13 protein-coding genes and 1 pseudogene are annotated in these 14831 nt (G+C 63.9%); 8 read left to right on the forward strand and 6 right to left on the reverse strand.

Annotation, left to right across the window (positions count from 1 at the left end; genetic code table 11):
- Positions 1 to 52 precede the first annotated feature (52 nt).
- A complete protein-coding gene (locus tag NKJ93_RS25465) occupies positions 53 to 1027 on the forward strand; it encodes a WD40 repeat domain-containing protein (protein ID WP_352591813.1) in 975 nt (324 codons plus the stop codon).
- A 4-nt stretch (positions 1028 to 1031) separates the two neighbouring features.
- Here NKJ93_RS25465 and NKJ93_RS25470 read toward each other — a convergent pair whose 3' ends face one another.
- Positions 1032 to 1553 (reverse strand): hypothetical protein, encoded by a 522-nt coding sequence (locus NKJ93_RS25470; RefSeq protein ID WP_352591815.1) that lies wholly within the window; start codon positions 1551 to 1553, stop codon positions 1032 to 1034.
- An 89-nt stretch (positions 1554 to 1642) separates the two neighbouring features.
- Here NKJ93_RS25470 and NKJ93_RS25475 point away from each other — a divergent pair.
- The 3 genes and pseudogenes from NKJ93_RS25475 (at position 1643) to NKJ93_RS25485 (ending at position 5269) form a co-directional block, all read left to right on the forward strand.
- Positions 1643 to 3024 (forward strand): annotated as a pseudogene (locus NKJ93_RS25475) (aspartate aminotransferase family protein).
- 14 nt (positions 3025 to 3038) lie between these two features.
- Positions 3039 to 4460, forward strand: a complete 1422-nt coding sequence (locus NKJ93_RS25480; protein ID WP_352591818.1) for a glutamine synthetase family protein — start codon at positions 3039 to 3041, stop codon at positions 4458 to 4460.
- Between the two features lie 86 nt (positions 4461 to 4546).
- Positions 4547 to 5269, forward strand: coding sequence for a UdgX family uracil-DNA binding protein (locus tag NKJ93_RS25485; RefSeq protein ID WP_280940411.1), 723 nt, complete (start codon positions 4547 to 4549; stop codon positions 5267 to 5269).
- 1 nt (position 5270) lies between these two features.
- On the opposite strand, the gene NKJ93_RS25490 is transcribed toward NKJ93_RS25485, so the two are convergent.
- From NKJ93_RS25490 to NKJ93_RS25505, 4 genes are all read right to left on the reverse strand, one after another.
- Positions 5271 to 6536, reverse strand: a complete 1266-nt coding sequence (locus NKJ93_RS25490; RefSeq protein ID WP_352591821.1) for a glycerate kinase type-2 family protein — start codon at positions 6534 to 6536, stop codon at positions 5271 to 5273.
- A 175-nt stretch (positions 6537 to 6711) separates the two neighbouring features.
- Entirely contained in the window at positions 6712 to 7218 is a 507-nt protein-coding gene (locus NKJ93_RS25495; RefSeq protein ID WP_352591824.1) for a heme-degrading domain-containing protein, read from the reverse strand.
- Between the two features lie 75 nt (positions 7219 to 7293).
- Positions 7294 to 8607: a guanine deaminase gene (gene guaD / locus NKJ93_RS25500; RefSeq protein ID WP_352591827.1), complete on the reverse strand. Its 1314-nt coding sequence runs from the start codon at positions 8605 to 8607 to the stop codon at positions 7294 to 7296.
- Positions 8604 to 9821, reverse strand: coding sequence for a urate hydroxylase PuuD (locus NKJ93_RS25505; protein ID WP_023718072.1), 1218 nt, complete (start codon positions 9819 to 9821; stop codon positions 8604 to 8606). The genes guaD and NKJ93_RS25505 overlap by 4 nt, the downstream gene beginning before the upstream one ends.
- A gap of 139 nt (positions 9822 to 9960) precedes the next feature.
- Between NKJ93_RS25505 and NKJ93_RS25510 the strand changes: the two genes are divergently transcribed.
- The 4 genes from NKJ93_RS25510 (at position 9961) to dps (ending at position 13848) form a co-directional block, all read left to right on the forward strand.
- Complete coding sequence (locus tag NKJ93_RS25510) at positions 9961 to 10881, forward strand: LysR family transcriptional regulator (protein WP_023718073.1); 921 nt, start codon at positions 9961 to 9963, stop codon at positions 10879 to 10881.
- Between the two features lie 76 nt (positions 10882 to 10957).
- A complete protein-coding gene (locus NKJ93_RS25515) occupies positions 10958 to 11965 on the forward strand; it encodes an LLM class flavin-dependent oxidoreductase (protein ID WP_031193704.1) in 1008 nt (335 codons plus the stop codon).
- Positions 11962 to 13215 carry an LLM class flavin-dependent oxidoreductase gene (locus NKJ93_RS25520; protein WP_023718075.1) on the forward strand — a complete coding sequence of 418 codons (1254 nt, stop codon included), beginning with the start codon at positions 11962 to 11964 and terminating at the stop codon, positions 13213 to 13215. The genes NKJ93_RS25515 and NKJ93_RS25520 overlap by 4 nt, the downstream gene beginning before the upstream one ends.
- Positions 13216 to 13359: 144 nt before the next feature.
- Positions 13360 to 13848 carry a DNA starvation/stationary phase protection protein Dps gene (gene dps / locus NKJ93_RS25525; protein ID WP_023718076.1) on the forward strand — a complete coding sequence of 163 codons (489 nt, stop codon included), beginning with the start codon at positions 13360 to 13362 and terminating at the stop codon, positions 13846 to 13848.
- A gap of 9 nt (positions 13849 to 13857) precedes the next feature.
- On the opposite strand, the gene xdhC is transcribed toward dps, so the two are convergent.
- Entirely contained in the window at positions 13858 to 14820 is a 963-nt protein-coding gene (gene xdhC, locus NKJ93_RS25530) for a xanthine dehydrogenase accessory protein XdhC (RefSeq protein ID WP_352591869.1), read from the reverse strand.
- Between the last annotated feature and the right edge of the window lie 11 nt (positions 14821 to 14831).

The raw sequence follows: 14831 nt of genomic DNA on the forward strand, positions 1-14831 counted from the left end.
GCTCAACCCCTTAAGGGTGGGGCAGCAGAAATCTCGAACGGAATGGTCTCTCATGCCGACAGTCGCCCCGCTCGATCTCGAAGGCCACTGCCTCGCCGCCGTGTTCCTTGGCGACGTGCCGCATTTCGCGCTGGCCGACGGCACAATCCATCGGCTCGACCATGGCCACAAGACGGTGCAGGCCAATGACGGGCTGCTCGCCGCCCTTCACGATGCCGCAAACGACCGGCTGATCACCGGCGGTGAGGACGGCAAGATCTTTGCCGTGACCGCAGGCGGCAATACTGCGGAATTGGCGACCGCAGGAAAAAAATGGATCACCAGCGTCGCCGCCGGGCCGCAAGGCGCTGTTGCCTATGCTTCGGGCAAGATTGCCTATGTGCGTTTTGCCGACGGCAAGACCAGGGAATTCTCGCATCCGCGCTCGGTCGAGGGGCTGGCCTTCTCGCCCAAGGGCATGCGCTTCGGCGTTGCCCGCTACAATGGCGCGACGCTCCATTTCCCGGCCGCCGACGGCAAGCCGGTCGAGCTCGAATGGGCCGGCGCCCACACCGGCATCACGTTTTCGCCGGACGGCGGCTTCGTCGTCACCACAATGCAGGAAAACGCGCTGCATGGCTGGAAACTCGCCGACGGCAAGCACATGCGGATGTCCGGCTACCCCGGCAAGGTCAAAAGCCTGTCGTGGAGCGCCAAGGGCAAATGGCTGGCGAGTTCGGGCGCTCCGGCGGCGATCGTCTGGCCGTTTTCGGGCAAGGATGGGCCGATGGGCAAGGCGCCGCTGGAACTCGGCACGCGCGGCAATGCGATGGTCACCTCCGTCGCCTGCCATCCGAGCCAAGATGTAGTGGCCGTAGGGTATGATGACGGCATGGTGATGGCGGTGCGCTTCGCCGAGGCCAGGGAAGTGCTGTTGCGCCGACCAGGCAAGGGCGCCATCACATCGATGATGTGGGACAAGGAAGAGCGCCGTGTCGCGTTCGGCAGCGCCGCCGGCGATTGCGGCGTCATCGACATTTCCGCCTAGCCCGTTAGTCGGCTCCGCAAGACACTTTGCCGGTCAATTCAGCCGGCTTGCCGTCCTTTTCGGCATCGGCCGTTACATCATAGATTGCGAGCAAATAGCGGCCGTCAAAGACGCCTTCGTCGCTGGCCTTGGTCAGGATCACCAGTTCGACATAGCCGTAGGCGTTTTCGACCTGCCGTTCATGGTAGACGAGCAGCCGCAATTCCTTGTTGTCGAGCCAATATTGCGTGAGGTTCTGATCCTCGAACACGGTCTTGCGCAGACTGTCGCCGACTGGCCTGCCCAGAATTTCGAGCTCGCCGCGAAAATTGAAGGTCGGCCCGCCCATGCCTCTGGTGACCCCGGCATCGACCTCAAATTTGACGGCTGCATCCTCGGCGGAACACCAGATGCCGCCGGATGCCAAAGCCGCACCAACCGACGACAGCAGCGTTGCCGCGCAGATGATCGCCCGCACCATCGTGTCCCCTCCAGCCGAAGTGCCATTGGCGCCCGAAGGCGGCTCGCGGTCAAGCGCCTGTTCCATTCAAATGACCGCTGACCCAACACAGGGCAGCCGCCCGCCAATTGCGGTGGCGGATGCCGATTGTCTAAAGTGCGGCGGAGAGGGCCGCCATGAACGTCACCGACCATTCAAAGACCTCCATCGGCGGCATCGGCCCGGCCCGGATTGCCGAGTTGCGCGAGACCGAGGCAGAAGCCTTCCGCCAGGCGCGGCCGAAATCGATGGCGAAAATCGGCAATGGCCTGCCCGGCTTCTTCGGCGGCGTGCCGATGCACTGGATGAACGACTGGCCGACGCCGTTCCCGATCCTCGTTGATAAGGCCAAAGGCACCACCATCAGAGATATCGACGGCAACCGGCTCGACGATTTCTGCCTCGGCGACACCGGCTCGATGTTCGGTCATTCGCCGCCGCCGGTCGCCCGCGCCATCCGCCGGCAGGCCGGACGCGGTCTGACCTACATGCTGCCTGCCGAGGACGCGCTCGCCATCGGCCCGCTGCTGCAACAGCGCTTCGGTCTGCCGTTGTGGCAGATCGCGACGACGGCAACCGACGCCAACCGCTTCGCGCTGCGGGTTGCCCGTGCCGTTACCGGCCGGGAGAAGATCCTGGTCTTCAACGGCTGCTATCTGGCTCGGTCGACGAGACGATGGTCCGGCTGGTCGACGGCAAAGCGGTGAACCGACCGGGACTGGCCGGCGAATTCCGCGACCTGACGCGGGCAACTGATATCGTCGAGTTCAACGATCTGCCGGCGCTTGAGGCCGCACTTCAGGGCAACGATCTCGCCTGCGTCATCGCCGAGCCGGTGCTGACCAATTCCTGCATGGTGCTGCCCGAAGCCGGCTTTCATGACGGCTTGCGGCGTCTCACCCGTGCGACCGGCACGCTGCTTCTAATCGACGAGACGCATACGATCTCGACCGGTCCCGGCGGCTATACAAGCAAATACGGGCTGGAGCCGGACCTGTTCGTGCTCGGCAAGCCGATTGCCGGCGGCATACCGGCGAGTGTGTGGGGCATGAGCGAAGGCGTTGCGGCGCGCTATGCCGCTTATATCAGCCGGAAAGAGCCCGGCTATTCCGGCATGGGGACAACGCTGTCGGCCAATCCGCTGCAATTCGCGGCGATGCGTGCCACGCTCGAAGACGTCATGACCGACGAGAACTACAGCCATATGGACCATCTGGCGCGGCGGCTCGACGCCGGGCTGACTGCCGTTATCGATCGCTATCGCCTGCCCTGGCATGTTGCTCGGGTCGGCGCCCGCGTCGAGTTCATCTGCGCGCCAGGCCCGCTGAGGAATGGCGGCGAAGCCGAGAGGGCGCATGCGCCGGAGCTCGAAGCGGCGATGCATGTCGCGCTGGTCAATCGCGGCGTGCTGATCGCACCGTTCCACAATATGATGCTGATCTCGCCGGCAACTCGCGCCGCCCAGGTGAACCGGCTGATCACCGCCTTCGGCGCGGTTGCGGCAAAGCTTACGGCATGAGACAAGCTGGCAGCATGAAACAAGCGCCCAAGCAAAGTTTGAACCTGGTCACGGCATCCCCTTCGGGCTCGACGCCCGCCGAGGCGCAGGCCTTTCTCGACGCCCATCCGGAGATCGAAGCGTTCGACATCGTGCTGACCGACGCCAATGGCGTGGGGCGCGGCAAGATCGTGCGCCGACATGAGTTGATGAGCATCTTCGAGGGCGGCCGGCACATGCCGATCTCGATCCTCGGCCTCGACATCACCGGCGAGGATGTTCACGAGACCGGGCTGATCTGGACGACCGGCGACGGCGACCTGCGGGCGTGGCCGATCCACGGCACGCTGGTGCCGCTGTTCGGCACCCAGCCGCCGCGCGGCCAGGTGTTGATGGCGATGTACCATCTCGATGGCCAGCCGATGTCGTCCGACCCGCGGCTGGCGCTCGCCCGCCAGGTAGATATCCTCGCGGCCAAGGGCCTGCATCCGGCCGGCGCCTTCGAGCTCGAGTTCTTCCTGCTCGCCAATGAGCGCGATGCCGAAGGCAAGGTGCAGCCGGCGCATGCGGTGCTCGACGGCCGCCGCTCGGCCAAGACAGAGGTCTATTCCGTCGACCATCTGCACGGCATGGAGCCGCTGTTTTCCGACATCTATGCCGCGGCCAAGGTGCAAGGCATCCCGGCCGAGACGGTCATCTCGGAATATGCGCCCGGCCAGTACGAACTGACGCTCAATTACCGCAAGGACGTGATGCGGGCGGCCGACGATCTCGTCATGCTCAAGCGGCTGGTGCGGGCGCAGGCACGCCGTCATGGTGTCACCGCTTGCTTCATGGCCAAGCCGATCGAGAAGTATGCCGGCTCTGGCATGCATTTTCATGTCTCGCTGCTGGATGATGCCGGCAAGAACGTCTTTGCCGAAGCCGGCGGCGAAAGCTGGTCGCTTCCGCTGCTGCGCGGTCTCGGCGGACTGATCCAGACGATGGCGGAATCGATGCTGGTGTTCGCGCCGCACGCCAATTCATGGCGGCGCTTCGTATCGCAATCCTATGCGCCGGTGGCGCCGACCTGGGGCGTCAACAACCGTTCGGTGGCGCTGCGTGTGCCAGCCGGCGATGCCAAGAACCGCCGCATCGAGCACCGGCCATCGGGCGTCGACGCCAACCCTTATCTAGTCGCGGCAACGGTGCTGGCCGGCATCACTAGGGGTCTCGACGAAGGTCTTGACCCCGGCCCTGAAACCACCGGCAATGGCTACGAATCCGCCGTCACGCGCACGACGATGCCGGTCGACTGGCGTGCCGCGATCGAGGCGGCAAGGGCGTCGACCTTCCTCAAGGGCGCATTGGGCGAAGACCTGCACCGGACATTCGTGGCGATCAAGCAGTCGGAATATCTGCGCGTGGCGCGCACGGTCAGCGAACTGGATTATCACCTCTATCTGCACGAGGTTTAGGGCTTCACATCGTCGGCCATCTGCCGGTGAAGGCCCATGCGGAATAATTTCAGCGGAACCTTCGGCGGGCTTTGCTCATTGCGTGTCTGATTGCAGGAGCGAACAAGGCCGCCTTAGTCATGATCGCCAGGATGCAGACAACCCCGACGCCGCACCATGCCAAGGTGCAGTCGAGAGGCTTGCCTGCAAGCAAGTCCCCGGACACGACAGAAATCGACGCCAGGACGATTCCTGAACTGCGCGAAACGGCCAAGATCTGCCGCCGCTGTCCGCTATGGCGCGATGCCACGCAGACCGTGTTCGGTGAGGGTCCTGATAAAGCCAAGGTGATCTTCGTCGGCGAACAGCCGGGCGACCAGGAGGACCTGGCGGGCAAGCCTTTCGTCGGTCCGGCCGGCAAAGTGTTCGACGCGATCCTGGATGATGCCGGCGTCGATCGGCTGAAAGTCTACGTCACCAACGCGGTTAAGCATTTCAAGTTCGAGCCGCGCGGCAAGCGGCGCATCCACTCCAAGCCGAATGCCGGCGAGGTGCAGGCTTGCCGCTGGTGGCTGGACAAAGAGATCGATCTGATCAAGCCCAACCTGGCGGTGGCACTCGGCGCCACTGCAGCGCAGGCGCTGCTCGGCAAGGTGGTGCCGATCATGAAGATGCGCGGGGCGGTAGTGGAGCGCGACGATGGCTTGCGTGTCTTCGTCACCATCCACCCGTCCTTCATTCTGCGCATTCGCGAGCCGGCGGACAAGCGGGCCGAACGCGAGCGGTTCCTGCAGGATATGAGAGCGGTGAAAAGGCTGATGGCGGCCTGAGCTATTTGATCAATATCGCCCGGAGATCGTTGATGTTTGTGCCGGTCGGACCGGGTACGAAAAGGTCATCTACGGCATTGAATGCCGTCCAGGCGTTGTTGCCGGCAAGCATGGCCTTGGCATCGACGCCCGCCGCGCGCATCCGCGAAACTGTCGAGCCGTCGGCGAAGGCGCCGGCATTGTCTTCCGAACCGTCAATGCCGTCGGTGTCGGCGGCCAGTGCGTGCACGCCCGCCATGCCGGTGATGCCGATGGCGAAGGCGAGCAGGAATTCCGAGTTACGGCCGCCTTTGCCTTTCGCGCGCAGGGTCACCGTCGTCTCGCCGCCCGACAGGATCAGCACCGGCTTTGCAAATGGCCGGCTGCGCGTCGCCACCTCGCGCGCGATTGCGGCGTGGATGCCACCGACCTCGCGTGCCTCGCCCTCGATGGAATCGGAGAGAATGACGGCCTGAATACCTCGGCGCTTCGCTTCGGCCGCTGCTGCTTCCAGCGAGACGCCGGCCGAAGCGATCAGATGCACCTCGTTGCGGATAAAACGCGGATCGTCCGGACGTGGCGCATCGGCCGCCGGCGACTTGATATGCGCCATGACCGAAGCCGGCAGCTTCATGCCATAGGCAGCGATCGACGCCAGTGCGTCCTCACGGCTGCCTATGTCCGGCACGGTCGGACCAGAAGCGACCAGAGCCGGATTGTCGCCCGGAATGTCTGATACCACCAGCGAGACCACCTTGGCCGGATATGCGGCGGCCGCCAGCCTGCCGCCCTTGATGGTGGAAAGGTGCTTACGGATCGTGTTCATCGCGGCGATCGGCGCGCCGGAGGCGAGCAGCGCCTCGTTGACGGCGATCTCATCGGCCAGCGTCAGACCTTCGGCGGGTGACGGCAGCAGCGCCGAGCCACCGCCGGAAATGAGCGCTACGACCAGGTCGTCCGCAGTCAGTCCCTGGACTTTTTCGAGCAGCCGTCGCGAAGCTTCCAGCCCGGCGGCATCCGGCACCGGATGCGCCGCCTCGATGATCTCGATGCGCCGGCAGGCCGCGCCATAGCCGTAGCGGGTGACGACCAAACCTTCGATCGGCCGGTCCCACACTTTCTCGAAAGCCGCCGCTATCTGCGCCGAGCCTTTTCCTGCACCGATGACGATCGTGCGGCCCTTCGGCCTTGCCGGCAAATGATTCTTGATCGTCCTCTGGGGATCGGCGGCGGCAACGGCGGCGTTGAAGATGGATATAAGGAAGGATTTCGGGTCGAGAATGGTCATACTGAGCTGCCACCGACGTTCTGCGAACTTCTTCGGCGTTTGCGCTGCCCCTCACCCTTACCCTCTTCCCGTCTAGAGACGGGGAGAGGGGGTAGCCAGCGTTGGAGCGCTTCCCTTCTCCCAGTCGCTAGACGGGGAGAAGGTGCCGGCAGGCGGATGAGGGGCGGCGCCAACGTCACGATGTTGCTCCCGGCGGCAGGACCAACTCCTGGTTATCCACGCCCAAATAGGCACAGAGCGCATCGACGACCACACCATGGTCCTCACGCTCCGGCAGGCCCGAGACGGCGATCACGCCGATGACACCGGCGCCCTTGACAGTGATGGGAAAGCCGCCGCCGGCCAGCACGTAGTCGACAATGTCCAGCCCCTCGCCAGGCTTGAAGCTGCGGTCGGGGCGCTGCTGCTCCAGCACCATGCGGTAGGTGCTTTTCAGGAATCGCCGCACGACGTTGATCTTGCGCCGCGCCCAGTCCGGATTGGAAGCGTTCGAGCCGGGCATTGCCGCATAGAACAGCGGCCGATCGAAGGTTCTGATATCGATGATGATCGGCAGGTTCTCGGTCAAAGCCCGGTCGCGGATCGCCGAGCCGATCTCGAAAGCGACAGCCTCGTCGAAGGCGGAGAAAACAAGCGCGGCTTCCTGTTTCTTGATCAGAGCGATGTCGTCCGCAACGGCCATGTCGTTCCCCTGTCAATCTCGCCGCACGCTTTGGCCGATGGCTGCCGTTCGGTCAAGCCGGGACGCCGGGACCAGCTAGGTCGCCATGTCCGCCTTAGCTGCCCGACCGGCGACATAGACCTCGTGCACGGCGCGGTCGTCGCCGAGCGTCTGCAGCAGAAACAATTCCTCGGCGAGCGTGTCCGCCGTCTCCACCCGCAGCCGCATCGCCGGCGTGGCGCGGGCGTCGAGCACGACGATATCGGCGTCGCTGCCTTCCTCCAGAGTGCCGATCTTTTCCACAAGCGACAGCGCCTCAGCATTGCCGCGGGTCAGTTGCCAGAATGACTGAAACGGATTGAGCTTCTCGCCATTCAGCGCGATCACCTTGTAGCCCTCGTCCATGGTGCGCAGCATCGAATAGTTGGTGCCACCGCCGACATCGGTGGCGGCGGCGATGCGGAGCGGCTTCTCGCGGCGGCGATAGCGCTGATAATCGAACAGGCCCGAGCCGAGAAACAGGTTGGAGGTCGGGCAGAACACCGCCACCGAGCCGCTATCGGAAAGCGCATCCGCCTCGCGTTCCGACAGATGGATGCAATGGCCGAACAGGCTTCTGCGCCCGAGCAGCCCGTAATGCTCATAAACATCGGTATAGTCGCGCGCCTGCGGATGAAGCTGCTGCGTGAAGGCGATCTCGGCGTGGTTTTCCGACAGATGCGTCTGCATATGCAATTGCGGATATTCGCGGCAGAGCGCGCCCGCCGTTTCCAATTGCTCGGGTGACGAGGTGATGGCGAAGCGCGGGGTGATGGCATAGTGCTGGCGCCCCTTGCCGTGCCACTCCTCGATCAGCGCCTTGCTGTCGTCATAACCCGATTGCGGCGTGTCGAGCACGCCGTCCGGCGCGTTGCGGTCCATCATCACCTTGCCGGCGATGTTGAGCATGTTGCGGTCATGCGACTCGGCAAAGAACGCCTCGGCCGATTCCTTGTGTACCGAGCAATAGGCGGCGACAGTCGTCGTGCCATGACGCAATACTTCATCCAGGAACAGCCTGGCGATACGGCGGCCATGCTGAGCGTTCCCGAATTTTGTCTCTTCCGGAAAAGTGTAGGTGTTCAGCCAGTCGAGCAGCTCGGCGCCGAAGGAAGCGATGACCTGCATCTGCGGAAAATGCGCGTGCGCATCGATGAACCCGGGCAGCAGCAGATGCGGCCGATGGTCGACCTTTCTTGTTCCCTCGCCCGCCTTTTTCTCGACCTCGGCATAGGCGCCGGCGGCAATGATCCTACCATCGCGGAGCAGCAGGCCGCCATCTTGCTCGTAGCGCCAGGCGGAATGGTCGTCGACGGTTTCGGGCCAGCGCAAAAACGACAGCGTGCGGCCGCGCAGGAGCGTGCGGGTCATTTCCTTGCGCCTTCGAACCATGCCACCAGCAGCGCCCGTTCCTTGTCGGTGATCTGGGTGACGTTGGCGGGCGGCATGGCGTGGCTGCGGCCGGCCTGCAGGTAGATCTCGCCGGCGTGCTCGGCGATGCCGGCATCGGTGTCGAGCATCACGCCCTTCGGCGCGTGGTAGATGCCCTCGTAGGACGGCTCCGCGGCGTGGCACATCGAACAGCGGCCAAGCACCGTATCGCGCACGGCAGGGAAATGCGCCGAGGCAACGTAGACCTGGGCCGCCGCCGACGCCTTCGCCTCGCCGGTCAGCAACTTCGGCACCGTCGACAGCCAGATGATGACCAAGAACAGCACGGCCGCCGCCAGCCAGGTCCAGGTCGGATTGCCTTTGCGCGCATGCCTGGTGTTGAAATAGTGCCGGATCAGCACGCCGATGATGAACACCAGCGAGGCGATGACCCAGTTGAACTCTGTCCCGAACGCCAGCGGATAATGGTTCGACAGCATCAGGAACAAAACGGGCAGCGTCAGGTAGTTGTTGTGCAGCGAGCGCTGCTTGGCGATCTTGCCGTATTTCGGATCGGGCTTACGGCCGGCGATCAGGTCGGCGACGACGATCTTCTGGTTGGGGATGATGACCATGAAGACGTTGGCCGACATGATCGTCGCGGTGATGGCGCCAAGATGCAGGAACGCGGCGCGGCCGGTGAACAGGTGGGTCAGTCCCCAGGCCATGAATACCAGCACCCCATACAGCACCAGCATCAGGCCGGTGTCGCTGTTGCCGAGCGGCGAACGGCACAGGAGATCGTAGACCACCCAGCCGACGCCGATCGTCGCCAGCGACAGCAAGATGCCTGTAGGCACCGACATGGCAAGCACATTCGGATCGATCAGGAACAGGTCCGCCCCGGCATAATAGACCACGCACAGCATCGCGAAGCCTGACAGCCAGGTGGCGTAGGATTCCCACTTGAACCAGGTCAGGTGCTCGGGCATTTCGGCCGGTGCCACCAGATATTTCTGCACGTGGTAGAAGCCGCCGCCATGCACCTGCCATTCCTCGCCGAAAGCGCCTGCAGGCATGCCCGGGCGTTGGCGCAGGCCGAGGTCGAGCGCGACGAAATAAAAGGACGAGCCGATCCAGGCGATGCCGGTGACGACGTGCAGCCAGCGCACGGCGAAACTCAGCCAATCCCAGAATATCGCGAAATCCATCATGAAAAATCGTCCCTGCCGATCGACTGACTTTACGGACTGGAGCGCAAACGGAAAGGGCTGAGGTGCACGATGACTTTCAAAAAAAATTGGAAAATACTAGGCTGATCATACGCAGCCACATGAGAGCCCCGAAAGCCGCATGGCCTATCTCGATAACATCGCCGTTTTTGTTCGCGTCGTCGAACTCGGCAATTTGTCGGCGGCTGGGCGCGACATGCGCATTTCGCCGGCGGTCGCTTCCAACCGGATCAAGGAGCTCGAGAAGCATCTCGGTGTCAGGCTGTTCAACCGCACGACGCGGCAGTTGATGCCGACCGAGCACGGCACGGTGTTCTATTCCGGCGCCAAGCAGGTGCTCGAGGCGGTCACCGAGGCCGAAGCTGCGGTCAGCGCGTTATCCGGCCAGCCGCGCGGCACCATAAAGGTGACAGCGCCGCTCGGCCTCGGGCGGAGACTGGTGGCATCCGGCATCCCGGATTTCCACGACAGATACCCAGATATCGAGGTGCGGCTCCGGCTTTCCGACCACAATGTCGATATCATGAAGGAAGGCATCGACGTTGCGTTCCGGCTGGGCATCATCGAGGATTCCAGCCTCAGGATGCGCGGCATCATGGACTGCGAGCGAGTGCTGGTGGCGGCTCCGCAATATCTGGAGGCGCGCGGCGAGCCGAGCGAGCCGAGCGAGTTGATCGGCAAGAAGCACGATTGCCTGATGCTGCGCTATTCCGGCGCGCGCGAATATGTCTGGACCCTGCAGACGCGGAACGGGCCGCAAAAGTTCGAAGTGCACGGCCCCTACGATACCGATGACGGCGACGTGCTGACCGGCTGGGCGCTGTCCGGCCGCGGCATCATCAACAAGCCGCGCTTCGAGGTCGAGCCGTTTATCCGCGACCAGCGGCTGAAGGTGATCCTGAGCAAAACGCCGCCGACGCCGGTGCAATTCGCCGCCGTCTACCCGCATAAGAAGCTGCAGGATCCGAAGGTGCGGCTGCTGCTCGACTTCATGGCCGAGCGCTGCCAGCGGCTGATCAGGGATATTCTGGCCGGCAAATGATCGCCGGCTGGCCGGTTGCTTTCCGTCCAGCCGGCGAAGATATTTCTTATGGAATCTCACTCACCAGGGAAGACCGATGGCCAGCGGCGCCACAATGCATCTAGCCGTTTCACTAGCTCCGGAAACTGCTCCCTCCTCTCCGTCCGACGTCGTTCCGGATTTCAGTCTGCTGACGCGGTCCGTGCAAAAAGCCGAAGCGGCCGGCCTGGATATGGTGTTGCTCGCCGATTCCGCGCCGGTTGCAGGCGGACCGAACCGGCAAATGCGCTTCGAAGCAACGACCTTGCTGGCAGCGCTGGCGACGGTGACAAGCAGGATCGGTCTCATCGCCGCGGCGTCAATGGTCGCCCACCAGCCCTATAATCTCGCGCGCCGTTTCGCTTCGCTCGACATTATCAGCCATGGCCGCGCCGGCTGGAACGCCAGCATGATGCCCGACCCGCGCGAGGCGGCCAATTTCAGCCGACCGGAAGGGTTTTCCGGCGACGCATTCCGCCTGCGCGCCGAGGAATTCGTCGGCATCGTGCAAGGCTTGTGGAAAGGCTGGGACGCAGACGCGCTTCTGTTCGACAAAAGTGGCGGCCGCTTCTTCGATCCCGAGAAGATGCACCTTCTCGACCACAGGGGCGAATATTTTTCTGTGCGCGGGCCGCTCAACGTGGCGCGGTCGCCGCAGGACACGCCGGTGCTGGTCATGTCCGGCCTGTCCGAGCCCGACATGGATATCGCCGCCCGCACCGCCGATGTTGTCCTGCTAGACCAGCGATCGATCGACTGGGCTGACGATCTGAAGCGCCGTGCGCTTGCCTTCGGGCGCAGGCCGGAGGGGCTGAAGGTGCTGATGAATGTTGTCACGGATGGCGAGATGGCCGCCATGCCGGATATGTTTGCGGATAGGCTCGAAGAGTGCTTTCGCTCGAAAGCCTGCGACGGTTTCAACATCGCCGTGCCGCTCACGTCGGCGCTCGACGATTTCATCGGTCTCGTGCTGCCGGAGCTTCGCCGCCGCGGCCTTGTCCGGTCCGGCTACAGCGCGGCGACACTGCGGGCCCATCTCGGGCTTGCAGGGGAGGATCGGCAATGAGCGCCGGTCGAGGCCAGATGAAGCTCGGCGCCTTCCTATGGGCGACAGGCCACCACATCGCCGCCTGGCGCCATCCGCAGGCGCATGTCACGGCTGGCATCGACATCGATCATTACATCCAGCTGGCGCGGACGGCGGAAGCGGCGAAGTTCGACATGATCTTCTGCGAGGACGCCGCCGGTGTGCGCGAGGCCAATGTCGACATCGCCAGCCAAACGTCGCGCTCGATTGGCTTCGAGCCGATCAGCCTGCTTGCGGCGCTCGCGGTGCAGACGGAGCGCATCGGCCTCGTCTCCACGGCATCGACGAGTTACAACGAGCCTTACGGGCTGGCGCGGACCTTCCTGTCGCTCGACCATCTGAGCGGCGGGCGTGCCGGCTGGAACCTTGTCACTTCGGCCAGCCAGATCGAGGCCGCCAATTTCGGCTCGACCGGTCTGCGCCCGCATGCGGACCGTTACGGGCGGGCGCGCGAATTCGCTGCCGTGGTTGCCGGCCTTTGGCGAGGCCAGGGTGGACACGAAGGCAGAAGTTTTTCGGTGCGTGACCCGCTCGATCTGCCGCGCTCGCCACAAGGTGCACCGGTCATGGTGCAAGCGGGAGCGTCGGACGAGGGTCGTGACCTCGCCGCCCGGACCGCCGACGTGGTCTTTACGGCGGCGCAGACATTCGAGGAAGCGAAGGCCTTCTACGACGACCTCAAGGGACGGCTGGCTGCCTATGGGCGCAAGCCGGACGACCTCAAGATCATGCCTGGGGTGGCGCCGGTCGTCGCGGCAAGCGAAGCGGAAGCCCGGGCAAAACATGATGAACTGCAGGAGCTGATACCGGACGATGTCGGCGTTGCGCTGCTTTCCAGCTATCTCAGCATATCCGATCTCTCGCGCTATCCCATCGACGGACCGCTGCCGCAGCTGCCGGCCAGCGAAGGCATGCAGAGCCGGCAGGCGCTCGTCATCGAGCAATCGCGCCGCGACAACCTGTCCATTCGCCAGCTTGCCCGTCATTTCGCCGGCGCGCGCGGCCATTGGCGCGTCGTCGGAACTCCGGCCCAGATCGCCGACCAGCTCGCAGCACGCTTCGAGGGCGGCGCGGCAGACGGTTTCAACCTGATGCCATCCTATTTTCCCGGCGAACTCGATGCCTTTGCCACGCTTGTCGTGCCGGAGCTGCAGCGGCGCGGTCTGTTCCGTACGGATTATGACGGCAGCACGCTGCGCGACCATCTGGGCTTGAAAAGGCCAGCGTAAACGACGAGCGGAACGAAAGTCGGAGATCGCCGTTTTGGGATGCTGTGCCGCGGCGATGAGGGCGTCTGCGCGCATGTTCGATTGACCTTCCACAACCTTCGCCCTCTTCAAACCACGCGGACGCAACCGCCACAGGAGCCGATCATGGATGCCATCGCCACCCGCAACGACCTGCAATCCAATGCCAAGAAAGAGTGTATCGATCTTCTCAACGCCCGCCTCGCCGACGCCATAGATCTGGCCTTGATCACCAAGCAGGCGCACTGGAACGTCAAGGGGCCGCAATTCATCGCCATCCATGAGATGCTCGACACGTTCCGCGAGGAGATCGACGGACATGTCGACACCATTGCCGAGCGCGCCGTACAGCTCGGCGGCACGGCGCTCGGCACATCGCAGGAGGTGTCGAAGGCGACTATGCTCGAGGCCTATCCGACCGACATCCACAAGACCCGAGATCATCTGGCGGCGCTGATCGACCGCTATGCCGCGACCGCCAAGCGGGCACGCGCGGCGATCGACGAAGCGGCGGGAGCGGGCGACGCCGACACCGCCGACATCTTCACCGCCTATTCACGCTCGCTCGACAAATTGCTGTGGTTCCTCGAGGCACACACGCAGGAACAGGAATAGAAGGAAACGTCAGCCCGCCATCGCCTTGCCACGACGTGCTTTGGACGGAGCTGCCGGTTCTATCGCGTGGGCGGCCAACGCCGTCATGATCTCGGCTGCGGCGAGTGCGGCGATCACTTGCGGGCGCTTGTCCTTGACGGCATCGCCGCCGATCGGCGAGACGAGGCGGTCAAATTCCGCCTCGCTTCCGTCCGCCGACTTAAGGAACCAGTTCCGAAACGTCGCCTTCTTGGTTCTGGAGCCTATCATGCCGACATAGGCGGCATCCCGGCGTTTCAGCGCCTCGGCGACGATCAGGAAATCCAGCGCGTGGTCATGGGTAAGGACGACGAAGGCGGATCCAGCCGGGGCTTCGCGCACCATCGCCTCAGGCATCGGCGTCAAACAGGTTTCGACCGTGTCTGGCATGCCCTCCAGCGCTTCGGCTCGCGTCTCGGCAATGACGACATGCACCGGCAGCAAAGCCACCGCCGAGGCCAGCGCATGGCCGACATGGCCGCCGCCGAAGATGTAGACATGCGGCAGCTGCGCCTCCTCGGCTTCCGCCGCCCCGACCAACTTGGCCTCAAGCGCGGCGTCAACCAGCCGGATCAGCACCTCGACCCTGCCGCCGCAGCACTGCCCGATCTCCGGGCCGAGCGCGACGTCGAGCGTCGCGACAGCGTTGCGGCCAGCCCCCTTCTCCCCGTAACTATACGGGGAGAAGGGGCCGGCAGGCGGATGAGGGGCGGCGCCAGCCTCGACAGATTCGCCAGAACCTGAGGCCGATCGACCAAGCATCTGCCGCGCTTTGTCGATCGCCATATATTCGAGCTGGCCGCCGCCGATCGTGCCGAAAGTGGCCGATCCTGAGACGAGCATGAAGGCACCCCTCTCGCGCGGCGTCGAGCCTTTTGTCCCGGCCACCTCAACCAAGGCGACCCGGCAGGCACCGGCAAGAAAGGCTTTCAGGCTCTGCATTTTCGCGTTCATCATTCGCGTTC

The organism is Mesorhizobium sp. M0028, from assembly GCF_040323855.1.
Lineage (GTDB): Bacteria > Pseudomonadota > Alphaproteobacteria > Rhizobiales > Rhizobiaceae > Mesorhizobium.

Coding starts and splice junctions, on each gene's coding strand:
- guaD (WP_352591827.1), bottom strand. CDS start 8,607: ATGACCCGCACGCTCCTGCGCGGCCGCACGCTGTCGTTTTTGCGCTGG.
- NKJ93_RS25470 (WP_352591815.1), bottom strand. CDS start 1,553: ATGGAACAGGCGCTTGACCGCGAGCCGCCTTCGGGCGCCAATGGCACT.
- dps (WP_023718076.1), top strand. CDS start 13,360: ATGGATGCCATCGCCACCCGCAACGACCTGCAATCCAATGCCAAGAAA.
- NKJ93_RS25480 (WP_352591818.1), top strand. CDS start 3,039: ATGAAACAAGCGCCCAAGCAAAGTTTGAACCTGGTCACGGCATCCCCT.
- NKJ93_RS25490 (WP_352591821.1), bottom strand. CDS start 6,536: ATGACCATTCTCGACCCGAAATCCTTCCTTATATCCATCTTCAACGCC.
- NKJ93_RS25495 (WP_352591824.1), bottom strand. CDS start 7,218: ATGGCCGTTGCGGACGACATCGCTCTGATCAAGAAACAGGAAGCCGCG.
- xdhC (WP_352591869.1), bottom strand. CDS start 14,820: ATGAACGCGAAAATGCAGAGCCTGAAAGCCTTTCTTGCCGGTGCCTGC.
- NKJ93_RS25520 (WP_023718075.1), top strand. CDS start 11,962: ATGAGCGCCGGTCGAGGCCAGATGAAGCTCGGCGCCTTCCTATGGGCG.
- NKJ93_RS25465 (WP_352591813.1), top strand. CDS start 53: ATGCCGACAGTCGCCCCGCTCGATCTCGAAGGCCACTGCCTCGCCGCC.
- NKJ93_RS25515 (WP_031193704.1), top strand. CDS start 10,958: ATGGCCAGCGGCGCCACAATGCATCTAGCCGTTTCACTAGCTCCGGAA.
- NKJ93_RS25510 (WP_023718073.1), top strand. CDS start 9,961: ATGGCCTATCTCGATAACATCGCCGTTTTTGTTCGCGTCGTCGAACTC.
- NKJ93_RS25505 (WP_023718072.1), bottom strand. CDS start 9,821: ATGATGGATTTCGCGATATTCTGGGATTGGCTGAGTTTCGCCGTGCGC.